The sequence below is a fragment of the Rhodococcus sp. IEGM 1370 genome (assembly GCF_033142325.1).
GTDB lineage: Bacteria > Actinomycetota > Actinomycetes > Mycobacteriales > Mycobacteriaceae > Rhodococcoides.
Genome location: NZ_JAWLRY010000029.1, coordinates 1 through 13,944 on the forward strand (window position 1 = coordinate 1; position 13,944 = coordinate 13,944).

At 64.4% G+C, this 13,944-nt stretch carries 10 protein-coding genes and 3 pseudogenes; 4 read left to right on the forward strand and 9 right to left on the reverse strand.

Annotation, left to right across the window (positions count from 1 at the left end; all coding sequences use genetic code 11):
* The coding region (locus R4P47_RS23305) for a hypothetical protein (RefSeq protein WP_317785909.1) at positions 1-199 on the reverse strand (199 nt) is incomplete at its 3' end.
* 12 nt (positions 200-211) lie between these two features.
* On the opposite strand from R4P47_RS23305, the gene R4P47_RS23310 reads away from it, so the two are divergent.
* Positions 212-337 carry a hypothetical protein gene (locus R4P47_RS23310; RefSeq protein WP_268987753.1) on the forward strand — a complete coding sequence of 42 codons (126 nt, stop codon included), beginning with the start codon at positions 212-214 and terminating at the stop codon, positions 335-337.
* 166 nt (positions 338-503) lie between these two features.
* On the opposite strand, the pseudogene R4P47_RS23315 reads toward R4P47_RS23310, so the two are convergent.
* From R4P47_RS23315 to R4P47_RS25165, 3 genes and pseudogenes are all read right to left on the reverse strand, one after another.
* Positions 504-1,061 (reverse strand): annotated as a pseudogene (locus R4P47_RS23315) (cytochrome c oxidase assembly protein); the annotation flags it as partial.
* Between the two features lie 413 nt (positions 1,062-1,474).
* Complete coding sequence (locus R4P47_RS23320; RefSeq protein WP_008720441.1) at positions 1,475-2,206, reverse strand: DUF5134 domain-containing protein; 732 nt, start codon at positions 2,204-2,206, stop codon at positions 1,475-1,477.
* Positions 2,203-3,743 (reverse strand): annotated as a pseudogene (locus R4P47_RS25165) (PepSY-associated TM helix domain-containing protein). Before R4P47_RS25165 ends, R4P47_RS23320 begins: the two are co-directional and overlap by 4 nt.
* A 509-nt stretch (positions 3,744-4,252) precedes the next feature.
* Here R4P47_RS25165 and R4P47_RS23345 point away from each other — a divergent pair.
* Entirely contained in the window at positions 4,253-5,419 is a 1,167-nt protein-coding gene (locus R4P47_RS23345; protein ID WP_008720452.1) for a site-specific integrase, read from the forward strand.
* 158 nt (positions 5,420-5,577) lie between these two features.
* On the opposite strand, the gene R4P47_RS23350 is transcribed toward R4P47_RS23345, so the two are convergent.
* Positions 5,578-5,955: a hypothetical protein gene (locus tag R4P47_RS23350; RefSeq protein WP_230593320.1), complete on the reverse strand. Its 378-nt coding sequence runs from the start codon at positions 5,953-5,955 to the stop codon at positions 5,578-5,580.
* A gap of 12 nt (positions 5,956-5,967) precedes the next feature.
* On the opposite strand from R4P47_RS23350, the gene R4P47_RS23355 reads away from it, so the two are divergent.
* Together R4P47_RS23355 and R4P47_RS23360 are read left to right on the forward strand one after the other, a co-directional pair.
* The gene (locus tag R4P47_RS23355; protein WP_230593321.1) at positions 5,968-6,492 is read left to right on the forward strand and encodes a hypothetical protein; all 525 of its coding nucleotides are present in this window, start codon (positions 5,968-5,970) and stop codon (positions 6,490-6,492) included.
* A 276-nt stretch (positions 6,493-6,768) separates the two neighbouring features.
* A pseudogene (locus R4P47_RS23360) lies at positions 6,769-7,117 on the forward strand (divalent metal cation transporter).
* A gap of 428 nt (positions 7,118-7,545) precedes the next feature.
* Here R4P47_RS23360 and R4P47_RS23365 read toward each other — a convergent pair.
* From R4P47_RS23365 to R4P47_RS23380, 4 genes are all read right to left on the reverse strand, one after another.
* Entirely contained in the window at positions 7,546-8,592 is a 1,047-nt protein-coding gene (locus R4P47_RS23365) for an ABC transporter ATP-binding protein (RefSeq protein ID WP_008720455.1), read from the reverse strand.
* On the reverse strand, positions 8,589-10,103 hold the full coding sequence (locus tag R4P47_RS23370; RefSeq protein ID WP_080733225.1) for an ABC transporter permease: 1,515 nt from the start codon (positions 10,101-10,103) through the stop codon (positions 8,589-8,591). Before R4P47_RS23370 ends, R4P47_RS23365 begins: the two co-directional genes overlap by 4 nt.
* Before the next feature lie 71 nt (positions 10,104-10,174).
* Positions 10,175-11,203, reverse strand: a complete 1,029-nt coding sequence (locus R4P47_RS23375; protein ID WP_008720459.1) for an iron ABC transporter substrate-binding protein — start codon at positions 11,201-11,203, stop codon at positions 10,175-10,177.
* Positions 11,200-13,773, reverse strand: coding sequence for an AMP-binding protein (locus R4P47_RS23380; RefSeq protein ID WP_080733224.1), 2,574 nt, complete (start codon positions 13,771-13,773; stop codon positions 11,200-11,202). The genes R4P47_RS23375 and R4P47_RS23380 overlap by 4 nt, the downstream gene beginning before the upstream one ends.
* Positions 13,774-13,944: the final 171 nt, after the last annotated feature.

Consider the following 13,944-nt stretch of genomic DNA (forward strand, 5'->3'; position numbering starts at 1 on the left):
GCCCTGTCGGCTCGCTGCGCCACCGACGGTGAGCAGACCCCAGACCGAGCAGGACCCCGGGCGACACTCCTGATCCGCCGCCGTATACGGGCAGCAGCCCGCCGAAGGCGGTTCGGGGCTGAGCGACGAGCAACTGACCGATATCGCTGTCGCAGCGGGAGTTCCCGACACCGCCGGCGACTGCATCACCGGCGGCCACTACACCGACTGGGTGGCCGACTCCACCCAGTCGGTGCTCAAGACCATCAACGCCACTCCCACAGTCCTGCTCAACGGCGAACCGATCGCCCTGAGCACACCCGGTGCTCTCGACGCCGCGGTACGTGCCATCCCGTGAACGGCATGACCGACATCTCCTACACAACGGTATAGACCAGCATCTTTCGGGGCGGGATGGGGGAATGCGCATTGCAGGAAGCATAGGGCTGCGCGCATCACTGATCCTGGTGATCGAACGTTACGAGTTGCTCGTGGATCCCAGCTGCGTTCCTTCGTGCGGCCTGAACCCGGTGCAGTCCGGGGTCGATGCCGATGATGACCCAGTAGTAGAGGTACCCGGTGACGATGAAGTGGATATTCATCACCTCGTGTCCCCAGTGGTAGCGGACCAGCTCGTCGAACAGCGGGCTGAAATACACTGCATAGATGGAGAGGACGAACAACCCGACCGCGACGGCGGGGTTCGACAGCACTCGCATCAGTGGTGAATGGACCACCCACACGATCCATTCCCGCGGTCCCGGCATCCTGTCCTCCCGAGCTGGGGGCAGCGCCCGCAACGCGAGCGTGACCGGCCCGCCGAGCACGAGCAGGACCGGAACGAACATGTTGAGCGTCATGTGCGCACCCATATTGACGCTGAACATCGCCGAACCGTATGCAGCGAGACCTGAACTCGTCGCCACCAGCAACGCCAGGCACCCGGTCATCCAGGCGATGGTACGCCCGAGGGGCCACTGATCTCCGCGCCGTCGCAACCGCAGAACTGCCCACCCGTACAGCGCGATCAGGACGACTGCCGCGCCGCCGGTGACGAAGTCAAACCGCCAGAAGGTCGCGAACTGCTCGAGCGAGGGAGCGTCAGACGGTTCTCAGGCTCGATCGGCCAGCAGTGAGCAGGGTCGCGTATCCGTCGGGACCGACCCGGCCCACACGGCAGAAACGGGTACAGACTATCCCGTATACCAATGAGCCCATCGTGATCGCGGCGGCGAGTGAGACGGTGAAACGGAGCAGGACGTACAGAAGCGATGTGAAGGTGCCAGGGAACGAGTCACCGCTGGCTGCGTGTCGGGTGTCCCCCGAGCGGACGGTGACGACAACGACCAACGCGGCCGCGCATACGAGCGCGATCGCAAGGACGTAACGCACACACAGCGACTGGCGTGTGCGCGAAATATGGTGCGGTGAATCGGTTGTCACATAGCCTCGTTCGATGTCGCTGTACTGCAGTGGCGTCGGTCGATCATCGGTGTTACACGACGCCCATCATGATCGCCATTCCGGCTGCCATCGCCACCTCGCACGCCGCAGCGACACTCTGCGGCCGCGACGCCGGTAGCGCATCGACGGCGATATTACCTGCCTGCGATCCAGGCGAAGGATGTACAGGTGCGAGAGCAGTGCTCTGTTCGGCGACGAACAGACGGTAGAGCCACACGATCGCTGCGACAGCGAAGACGACTGTGAGCGTGAGTGATACCGCGGAGATCCATCCCGGTCCGCTCATCGCGGCCGTATGGTCAGGACTGCTCATGTCCATGTCGGGGGTGTGTGCGTGCGCGCCCATTCCGGACATGTCACCGTCGGCGGCGTCGGCGGTGTGATCGTGCGCGGCGGTGCCGGGAAGCCACCCGGCCATCACCGCGACCATCCACACCATCGCAGCCATCATGAACACGTGATAGCTGCCCATCGCAGGTCCGTGGGGGTGCTCGTCGACACCGGTCGTGCCCGGTGCCGTGCGTGCTGCGGAGATCGCGAACCACACCGTCGCCGCGGCAAAGAACACTCCCTGCGGTAACAGCGGGACGCCGAGCCCCCACGGCCACGCCATCGCAATCATGGCCGCGCACATCACGAGGTGGAACCCGTGGTCGATCCGTACGTTCCACTGCGCGGCGCGGATGATGCGGTACACGCAGTATCCGGCCGCGAACACGAACAGTGCTGTGGTGATCCACCGCAGCGAACTATCAGCGATCACGACGCGTCCTGCCGATTGTGTGCATCGATACCCGGTGCTCGATCCGCGTCGGCTCGTTCTTCCCGCGACGGCAGCGACGCGGATTCGAGTGTGGTTCCGCGCGATCGACGGTGGTGACGTAGTCCCAGAGCGACGTCGACGGCGACGAACACTGCCAGTGTTATTCCGAACAACGGCATGTACCAGCCCAGGATCACTGCGATCACTACCGCGGTTACCGCGGCCCACGGCGGCATCCGGCGCAGCGCCCCGCGTTTGGCAGGTGGTCCGAACCTGATTCCTCGTGCCCGGGTCGGGCACCGCAGCCACCACATCCGGTAGCCGCGAAGGATGACGGCGATCAGACCGATAGCGGTGAGCGCCAACAGGATCTGGTTGACGAGTCCGAACAGGATGCCCATGTGGGCGTCGATGGTCCAGTTGGTCATCTTGGCCATGAGCGGCCAGTTCGCGAACTCGACCTTGTCGATCACCTGGCCCGACGCGGCATCGACGGCTACCGAATCGTAGCGTGTGGGCCAATCACGTTTGGCCTCTTGCACTTTCCATGCCTGTCCCTCTTCGGCGGGAGGAACGAGCTTCATCGGTGCCTGCAGGCCCGCGCCCTGGGCGGCGGCCTCGACACCGTCGATTCCGCGCCTTCACCGATCACGGTGTCGGTGACCGGCGCACCGTCTCCCCCGTGGTGATCACCGCCTGCATTCTCGCCCGTTCCGGCAGGATGAGTCTCGACCGACGGTGTCGTTCACGACAGCGCCGTACGTACGTCCCCGATGGTCTCTCCGGCATACCGTGACCACGTCAAACCGGTGACCGAGAGAAGCAGGAGAGCGGCGATGATCCACACCCCGACCGTGCCGTGCCACGACAACGCGCGGGCGCGGCCCCTCTTCCTCGGCTCCGGCACCAGAGCAGCTCTGGCGGCTTCGGAGGCACTGGACGAGCGTTGGCGGACCCGGGCGTCCACAACACGAGCCCGCCGAGTGCGACCACCCACAGCCAACTGGCGGCCAACTCACTGTAGTTACGGCCCAGATCGCCGAGGTGGAGGTTGCGGTGCAGTTCGTCGATCCACGCGCGCACCGGGAGCCACTCACCGAACGTGGTCAGTTCTCCGCGGACCTGCGCGGTGTAAGGGTCGACGAACACGGTCCGCCCGTACCCCTCGGGAACGTCGTCGACCGCCAGCACGACACGGGTGGGTGCTCTCGGCGTCGATGGGGGGCCGGACCTCGGTGATCGAGCCTTCTGGGTGGGCGGCCCGGGCCGCGGCGACCTGCTCACTGAGCGGCAGCTGCTGATCGCCGACCTGATCGACTGTCAGTTCGTGGCGATGAACGTAGTCCGACAACTGCGGGCTGATGGTGTACAGCAGGCCGGTCACGGCCGCGATCAGCAGAAACGGTCCGACCAGGATGCCGGCATAAAAGTGCAACCGCAGCACGAACGGCCTGATCTGTGGCCACAACGGGATCTTCGTCACCGAAGGCGGGGTGTCACCGGGCGCAGGCGGTCGATCGATTTCACTGGTGGACATCTGCGTGTTTCGGTTCCTTCTCCTCGGGCTGCACTGGGCGCTCAGCCGGTCCTACTCGTGCAGTAGTCGGGCCAGCGGTCCCGGAAGTTCCCGATAATTCCGAGCCGCGTACTCGAGAACTATTCGGGTGTCACGCCCCGACTAGGTCCTCGTAGGGCTGCGACCCCGCCACGAGCTGCCGGTGTAGGTGTCAAAGTGAAGGAGATTCGACGGGTTTCCCGTCCAAAGAGCTACTGCTCAGTGGAACGACCTGATCTCGTGGCCGGACAAGTCCTCGACGGCTACGCTTGCGACCCGTCCCAGGGATACTCAACTGTCGAGCAATTCGAACAGACCGGTGCGGCCGTGTACGGAGCAAACTTCTGCTCCTCAACCGACGCTCAGAGCACCGAGAAGTGGTACTGCAGGCCGTCGTACGCCCATTTTCCCGCACCATCCCCGGCGAAACACCAGGTGAGCGTGTTTTGAAATCAAAAAGCCTGTCGGAGGTGCGCACTACAGTTCTTGCCATGGCAGAACGGCAGCTCGGTGAGGTCCTGGACGCAGATTCAGTTGCCCTGGTGAGTGGTGCGGTGGTGTTTCCGGACCTGTCGGCCGAGGTGGCTGCGCGTATCGAACGGTCGATGGCGTCGGCGCGGTCTGCCGCAACCCGCCGCGCCTACGATTCGGCGTGGCGGCGATTCGAGACCTGGTGCACTGCCGCCGGGCACATCTCGTTGCCGGCGCACCCTGCGACCGTGGCTGCGTATCTCGTTGACGCGGCGGACTCGCTGACCGTCGACGGAGTCCGGGCGTATGCACCGTCGACCTTCGGCAAATGGGTCGCTGCGATCACCGACCGTCACCGCGGGCTCGGCCACGACACCCCGTGTGGCCACGAGATGGTGCGCGCCACCCTCGCCGGTATCCGCCGAGACTACGCCGCCGCGGGGGAGCGCCCCCGCAATCCCCGCGCCCCACTCCTGACGTCCGATATCACTGCCATCGTTGACGTAGCACGTGCCGGTGTCACCGGCTGGGCCAGTGAAGTGCTCGAACGCCGCGACACCGCACTACTGCTGATGGGGTACTCCGGGGCATTTCGGCGCAGCGAACTCGTGGACCTCGAATGTCGTGATGTGCGCCGCGATCGCCTCGACGGTGCGCATGTCCGCCTGCGGCACTCGAAGACCGACCAGGACGGAACCGGAACGGTGAAGGCGCTGCCGTTCACCGACCGGCACGAATCATGCCCGGTCTGCGCGTGGGTTCGCTGGCTGCAGATCGTTGCTGCATTCGATACCGGTGGCAGAACCGCGATCATTCGTTTGCTTTCCCGCGCAGCGAAGTTCGACTCCCATCTCTGCCACAGCACCCTGCCCACCGCTGACACGCGGTCGGCGCTGTTCCGGTCGATCCGCAAGAACGGCAACCTATCCCAGACCGCACTGTCGGGTGCGGCAGTGCACGCCGCGATCCGCCGCCGCGCCGGCCGCGCCGGCTACGACGCAGACCTTCTCGCCCAGCTGGGCGGACATTCACTGCGTGCCGGATTCGTCACTCAAGCGTTCCGTAACGGTGCCGACGCACACGCGATCATGCGACAGACCGGACACAGAAGCCCGGGAATGGTCGAAATCTATGCCCGCGAGAACGCGCCTCTGGTCGGCAACGCCGTGAACGATCTCGGCTTGTGACCCTCATGCACGGCACCGACACCTCGACGAGCGGCGACAACACCGACCTTGTCCGAACAACTCCAGTATCGAACGACACTGTCCCGGAACGGGGTCGACACACGTGGTCGCTGTTCGCGGACTGGTGCACCGCTCATGATCAGTCGGCGTTGCCGGTCTCACCGGAGTTGTTCGTTCGGTTCCTCCGAGCCAACCCTGCCGCGCCGGCAACGCAACGTCGTCGCATCGCCGTCATCGACGCTGTTCATCGAGACCGCGCCCTGCCCCCGCCGGGTCGCGGTCAGAGCGTGCGAGCGGCTCTGGACGCGCTGCGTGCAGCGCGTTTGCGCGACACCGCAACTCGGATCGGCGGCATCGTCACGCGCCTCCCCGGAACAGGGTGGCCGGCGGCGTTGTTCGCTCGCCGAGATGCACTGGTCCTCACTCTTGCCGCGGCCGGGCTGCCATACACCGAGATCGCGGCACTGCGAATAAGAGATGTCGCCGTCGAACCCGAATTCGATGCCCTCACAATCGAAACGGGCACCGGTGTACATGCCGTCACTTCGTTGGAGCTCGTGAGGGCGGGCGCATCACCGAGAAAGGTGTACAGGCGCTGGTACGAGGTCCTGGCCCACGGCGAGCGGCACCCCAGCACACGCATGCTCGCCGACGCCATCGAGCACGTCGACGGAACCGAACTCGCCGACTCCGTTACTCATCTCGACCCAGGCAGCGAACGGCCGTTGTTGACCACGATCGACCGGTGGGGCCATACCCCGCTGGTCGCAACCCCTCTCACCTCCCGGGGAATAGCCGATATCGTTCGAGCACACCTCGGGGGACGCGCTCCCACGCACATACCGCCCCCCGTCCGAGAGACGAACCCAAAGCGTGTCTTTACGCTCGAGCCTGCATCGGCGGTCTCGCTCGACCCTGGTTACTACGAACGCGGCACACTCGCACGAAGGCACTCCCACGCGCTCCTCGACGACGTCGATTCGGTTCTTGCCGATGTCGAAAACCGCGCAGACCGACTGCTCAGGGAACTTCTCGAGTTCTTAGATGCGGAAATGCCGGAGTGCGAGCAATAGTCTTCAGCGCGCGACGATCCCAGGTGTCACCCCGCAGGAGCGACCCCTGTTGTGAGTGAGTCAGCGAACATTGCACCGAACGACGACCGGGTCTGTGTCGAAAGTTCGCACGCGGGCTTCACGGTCTCTTGGTACGGGGTGGTCGTGTCGCTGGACCTCGTCTCGCGGTGCGCTTCCGATCCACTGCATCGATGTCTGCGTTGATGGTTCGGCGACGTTTCCTGAGGGTCAGTGCCGACAGCGGCAAGCGCGGTGAGAAGTACCAACACGAAGGGGATGTCGAGACTGGTCAGTGCGTCGATGGTCACGATCGCTCCTGCAGCGACACACACGAAAAGCAGGCGTGCACCGTCCACGCAAGCGCATCCCGATCGTGTGCGGCGGCTGGTTCCGGCACTGGCGATCCTCGCCGCTGGGGTTGACCCCAGTCGCGCTCTCGTCGTCTCGCAGGTCGTGTTGTCCTTCGGTATTCCGATCGCGCTGATTCCGTTGGTGCGGTTCACCTCTGACCGCATGTTGATGGGCAGCGATGTCAAATTACCGGATCACTCGATATGCAGCCCGGTTCATCGCGGGAATCGTCGTCGCACTCAGCATTGCACTGATCCATCTAACCGTCGTCTGATTGTGCGCGGGTGAACGTCTCCTGCTTGCCTCTGTGTTCCAGGACCGATTACCGCTCGCGATGGTGGTGGTGTGCGTGGGAAATCGGAATCAGTGGGTTCTTCCGCCGCTCAGGGGGAGTCCGTCCTCGAAAGAAAGAAGACTTAGTGCGGGCCACCAGATTTGCAAGCAACGCAATCGATGCCCCCAGTTTGGATGACGACGAAGCCGCCCACCACCTTCAAGACATCAACCCGCGTGCGGATCGTAGACGGCGGTGACAGTCGATGCCGGCCGGCCCGTTCCATGCTTGGGGTCGAGACGTGATTGCCTCCGGGGCGTTGCCTCAGTCTGGATGGTGCAAGTCTGCCCACTAACTACGCACATTGTTCGGCATCGATCGCATGATCGAGCAGGACGCGAGAGGCTGCCTCACACTGAGTAGCTCTCTCACAGGTCGTACACTACGGCGTCGCCGATGACGCGGATGGCGACCCTGTCGCCGGGCGTCAGAGCCGTGGCGCCGAAGCGGCGCACGGTGACCCGCTGGGCCATAGCGGTGTCCGCGGTGTCGAGGCGGATCCCGAGCAGCATCTCCGACCCGAAGTACTCCACGTCGACGACGGCCCCCGATGCACCCGCGCCGTCGGTGGTCACCTCGATTTGCTCCGGCCGCAACATGATTCGGGCTGCACCTTCGATGGCGTTCGGGGAAGGGGCGACGGCGACGTCGCCGAGGGCGCAGCGGGCACGGCCGTTCTCGATGTGGGCCGTCAAGATCACGGCGTCACCGATGAATTCCGCGGTGGTGACGTCCACAGGGCGGGAATAGATTTCACGAGGTGTACCGATCTGTGCGAGCCTGCCCGAGCTCATCACCGCAACCCGGTCGGCGAACGACAGGGCCTCGGGTTGATCGTGGGTGACGAGGATGGTGGTGATCCCAGCCTTGGCGAGGACGTCGGCGACGATCCGTCGAGTGTTCGCCCGCAAGCCGGCATCGAGTGCCGAGAACGGTTCGTCGAGCAGCATCAATTCAGGTTCACGCGCCAGCGCCCGCGCGAGCGCGACCCGTTGCTGCTGGCCGCCGGAGAGCTGGTCGGGTCGACGTGAGGCGTAGGACGAATCCAGCGACACCATCTCGAGCAGTTCGGTGATCTTCGAGACGGTGCGGGCACGGCGTGGCAGGCCGAACCCGATGTTCGCGCCGACCGTGGCGTGTGGGAACAGTGCCCCGTCCTGGGCGACGTACCCCACCGACCTTCGGTGCGCAGGCGTCCAGCCGGATCCCGCGACGACCTTCCCGGTCAGTGCGACAGTGCCTGCGTCGGGTTTGTCGAAACCCGCGATCAGACGCAGCAGCGTCGTCTTACCGCAACCGGACGGTCCGACGATGGCTGTGGTCGACCCGGCATCGACAGCGAACTCAACACGACGTAGCACCGTCACAGGACCGAACGACTTGTCCAGCCCATCCACCTCCACCGCGTATGTCATAGTCCTGCCGCCTTTTTCGACTGGGAGAAGAGAACGTAGGTCATGGGCAGAGACAGCACGATCATGATCAACGCGTACGGAGCAGCCCCCGAGTAGTCGATCTCGCTGCTCAGCGACCAGAACTGCATCGACAGAGTGCGGGTTCCGGTCGGTGCCAGCAGCAATGTCGCGGTCAACTCGTTCACGATCCCCAAGAACACCAACGCACCGCCCGCTGCGGTGGCCGGCGCAGCCAATCTGAGAGTCACCCGAAAGAAACTCGACAGCGGTGACAGACCCAGCGACCGAGCCGCCTCGTCCAACCCGACGGGCGCCTGCGCGAGCCCCGCCCGCAGGTTGACCAATGCGCGTGGCAGGAAGAGCAATGCGTAGGCCGCGATCACGACGACAACTGTTTGATACAGCGGATTTGCGTACCGAATGGCGACGGTGACGAACGCCAACGCAACCACGATGCCGGGCAACGAACTCGAGATGTAGGTACCGCCCTCGAGGACACGGCTGAACCGTCCGCGGTGGCGAATCGAGATCCACGCGACCGGGAACGCGAGTGCACACGTCATGACCGCACCGGCAATTCCGAACCCGAGCGTCTGCAGCAGCGCGGACGAGATTTCGTCCCACTCCCACACCGCGCTGCCGCCGACGACAAGCCACCGCAGAACACTGGCGATCGGGACTCCGAGAGACAGTGCGATCAACATCCCCAGGAAGACGAGCGCGATCGGCGAATACTGCCAACCGAGTTCTGCAGGCACGGCCGGGCGGGCTGCACCCGAGCCGATGCGGGCATACCTGGCACTGCCACGCACAACCGCTTCGATCACCAACAATGTGAGGCACAGCAATACCAGCACCCCGGCGAGCATGGTCGCCGCCGCTCCGTTGAACGTCGATTGATACTGCTCGAAAATCGCTGTAGTGAATGTGTCGAAGCGGATGAAGACGAAGGCACCGTATTCGGCGAGTAGGTGCAACGCGACCAGAAGCGCGCCGCCGGCGATTGCCAGCCGCAGCTGCGGCACCACGACGCGAAAGAACACTGCCCACGGTCCGATTCCGAGTCCTCGCGCCGATTCCTCGACCGCGGGGTCGAGCCTGCGTAGCGTCGCGGCCACGGGAATGTAGACGAGAGGAAAATACGAGAGCGTTGCGATCAGAACGCCGCCGCGCAGCCCGCCGAGGGAAGGGATCGCCGTCACCCACGAGTAGCCGTTCACGAACGCCGGGACAGCCAGCGGCGCGGCAAGCAATACCGCCCACACCTTCGCTCCGAATACTCGTGTGCGCTCGACCAACCAAGCAGCCGCGACGCCGATTGCGACACAGATGGGCACCGTGATCACTACCAACATCACGGTGTTGGCCAACAATTCGCGGACCCGCGATCGGAACAGCAGCGCCGACGCGGTGGCCCAGCCGGTGTCCACGCTCTCCACGATCACGTACCCGAGCGGGATGAGCGAGATCGCCACGACAATCACTGCGGTGACAGCCAGAGGCAAGGGCATACGCGACCGGCCTGCTGGGCACCGCAGCGTGTGGGCCGGCCCCCGTTGTTCTCGACCGTTCGTCGTTGGAATCAGAGCAAACCGGCTTCGGTCATGAGCTCGGTGACCTTCGGGCTGTTGAGCTTCGCCGGGTCCACCTGCGGGGCCTGCAGTTCGGTCAAGGGGACCAGATCCGCGTTGGCCGCCACTTCGCTGCCCACCGAGTACTCGAACGACATCCCGTCCCGCAGAACTTCCTGACCCTTCGGTCCGGTGACGAACGCCAGGAACTGCTGCGCTGCATCCTGTTTCGCGCTGGACTGCAGGACGCCGCCGCCGGAGACGCTGACAAATGCGCCGGGGTCTTCGTTCTTGAAGTAGTGCAGGGCGACGTTACTGCTGTTCTCTCCGGTCTTGGCCTGATCGCCGAACCAGTAGTAGTGGTAGATCACGCCGCCCGGGATTTCTCCGGCGTTGACGGCTTTCATCACCGTGCCGTTACCGTTGTAGGCGCGGACGTTGTTCTTCATCCCCTCCAACCAGGTGCGTGTAGCGTCCTCGCCTTTCAACTCGAGCAGCGCACTGACGATGGCTTGGAAATCGGCTCCCGACGGCGATGCTGCCCAGCGGTCCTTCCAGGCGGGGTCCTGCAGGTCCAGGAGTGAGGCCGGGAGCTGATCGGGGGTCAGCATGTCCGTGTTGTAGGCGAACACGGTCGAGCGGGCGGCGATACCCGTCCACTTGCCGTTCGACGGGCGGTATTGGCTCGGAACCTGGGCCAGCACGGCCTGGTCGACGTCGGTGAACAGACCCGCGTTCTCGACGAGCGTCATCGCCGGAGAGTTCTCCGTGAGGAACACATCCGCTGGCGATCGGTCACCCTCCGCTACGAGTTGGTTGCCGAGTTCGGTATCGCTCCCTTGGCGCAGGTCGACCTCGATGCCGGTCTCCGAGGTGAACGCGTCGGCCCATTCTTTCGTCAGCGACTCGTGTTGGGCGTTGTAGACGGTGATCCGGTTGTCCCCGCCCGGGTCGGACTCAGCGCTCGAACACCCCGACACCGTCAACAGTGCCGCGGTCGCCAGTGCGAGGCCCGCCATCAGTTCGATCCGCTTGCTCATCGTCCGTCCTTCGCATTTACCGGACCACCTCCGGTCGTCCCCGCCGCCATGGTACTTAGAGGATTGGCAAACCTAATGCCCGGCCCTGTCCCGCTCCACGGTAGACGGGCGAGCACGAAGGTCGCGGCCTGCCAGTAGACAACCCCCACGACGATCGACAGGGCGAATGCTGTCCAGGGATGGTCGTCGCGCAGCGGTAGATAGACCTGAAAATGGGTCAGGTAGATGTAGAGTGACGCGCTTGCCAACACCCCCGCAACCCGGCCCACAACTGCGGGACATGGGACGGATGTGAGCCACACCAGCAGGCAAAGTCCGACAATCACGATGACTTCTCGCTGGATGTCGCCGAAGAAGAACCCGGGAATCGATAGCACGATTGCCGCGGTGACCCCCACTCGATGCCACACGGTCTGCGCCCGGGCGGCGGCCCAGCCGAGGGCGAACAACCAGAAGACAACCGCCGCGGTCAGAATGCGATTGCGGCTGTCGTCGATCTCGATCAATCCGTAACGGGTAACCAGGCCCAATGCCACCAACCCCATAGGAAACCAGAACGGGTGACTGCGTTCGAGACGTGCGACCGCCGGAACATAGAGCACAGCGGCGGCTACGAGGACGATGTACACAATCGCCTCGACGAACCAGTATCGCCATTCGACAGACCAACCGTCCGGGCCGAAGATTCCGTTGAGCAGCAATGCACTGGTGATGCGGTAGTCCCCGGTCAGAGCGATGATGGCCCCGATCCACACCATGCTGGGGATGGCGATCCGAGCGACGCTGCGCACAGCATTGCGTGCGCGGGCGGTGCGATCGACCGCGCCGAGGTGGAAGCGGGCGAAGTTGTAGCCGGCGATTCCGAGAAGCACGTGCGCCCCGCCGAGCACCGAAAACAGGTGTATGTGCGAGCCGGTGATCAGCACGATCGCAAGGGCGCGCAGCACAACGTTGGTCTCCACCCGTCGCCAGCCGCGGCGCAGGTGCGGTGCCTGAACGAAGTCCACGACTCGGGTGTTGTGCCAGTCCGCCGGGAGGTGACCGAGCAGCTCCTCCAGCCGAATGGACATCCGCACATACGACAAAGAGTCACCGCCCAAGCTCACGAACGTGCTGTCGTCGTCGACCCTTGCGTGATGCAGGACCTCGGCATACATCGCTTTGACATCGGTGGTCTCGGGCTTTGTCGTCGTCGAGGTGGGCTGAACAGGGCCGGGCTTGCCTGCGAATTCCGCGACCGCTCGCGCATCGGGTTTGCCGGTGGAGGTGCGCGGCAGCTCATCGACGACACACACCCGAACTGCTGTTGCGGGAAGGCCGCTGAACTGTGCTGTCAAGCGTCGCACGTCGGCGACGTCAGCGTTCTCCGCGACGACGACGAGTTCGTCCGTGCCGTCGGTGCAGCACACGGTCAATCCCAGGTGTGCGAGCGCGGACTCGACGCGGTGCAGATCGATACGTAGACCGAACACTTTCGCGAAACGGCTGCGTCGGCCGACCACTTCGTACAGTCCATCGGCCGTTCGCCGGGCCAGGTCGCCTGTTCGCAGCTCGCCGGCGAGCGTGTCACCCAGGCGCAAGTCGCCGGGGTCGTGTGCGTAGCCGAGCATGACGTTCGGCCCCGAATAGACGAGCTCACCCGTCCCGTCCGGGGCATCCGCGACCGGATCGAGCCGAAAGGACCCGTCGGGAATCGGCCGTCCGATGGAATGCGGATGAGCGGCGGCAAGATCCGGTGGCAGATACGCCATTCGGGCGGTCGCCTCCGTTTGCCCGTACATGACGAACAAGTCCCATCCCTGGCGTCGGCCCAGCTCGGCATACGTGCGGACGCGATCGGGCGACAGCTTTCCGCCGGCCTGCGTGACGTACCGCAGGTCGTGAAGATTCAGCTGTTCGAACCCGATACGGTCGAGCAGATCGAAGGTGTACGGCACACCCGCGAAGGTGGAGGCGCGGTGGGTGCGCGCAAGGTCCCACAGTCGAGTATCTGTGACCGAAGAGTTGGTCAGAATCAAGGCGGCACCGCGCAGGAGGTGGCTGTGGACGACCGAAAGCCCATAGCAGTAGTGCATGGGTAGCGTGGTCACGGCACGGTCGGTGGGGCGGATGCCCAGGTATTCGGCAATCGACTCGGCGTTGGCCTGCACGTTGTCGTGCGAGAGACGGACGAGTTTGGGTGATCCGGTCGAACCCGAGGTGCTCAGCAGCAACGCGAGATCAGGGTGCAGCTCATGTCTGGATTGTCGATCGAGTTCTTCGACGACTGTGTTGCCGTCGAGGGTGCGCACCACCACATCGGGCCGATATGTGTCGATGAGCCCGTCGAGATGGTCGGGATTGTCGTCCGAGGCCAGCAGTACGGGGTGTCCTGCACGCAGCGCCGCGAGGTAGGTGACGACGACCTCGACCTTGTTGGTGCCGGCGATCAGTACCAGACGACGGCCACGTCCAAGTCTGGCCGCCTGCCGGTCGATGCGCTCGTCCAGGTCGCGGTAGGTGATCGTCTCGTTCACCGATATCAGACCCGGTGCGTCACCGAATCTGCCCAAATCGTGCGCTAAGCGCACACTGGGGCGTTTCGGGCGGTTGAAGTCTCTGGGCACCGAGCGAGTCTATAAGGGCTGCCGAACCTAACCTTCCGGCGACGAATACGACTCCGCGCCCGCGCGGACGAGCGTGGCTCGTCTGTCCACACACCGCTCGGACACAGATGATCGGGGTCAGCGACGCCTACTCGG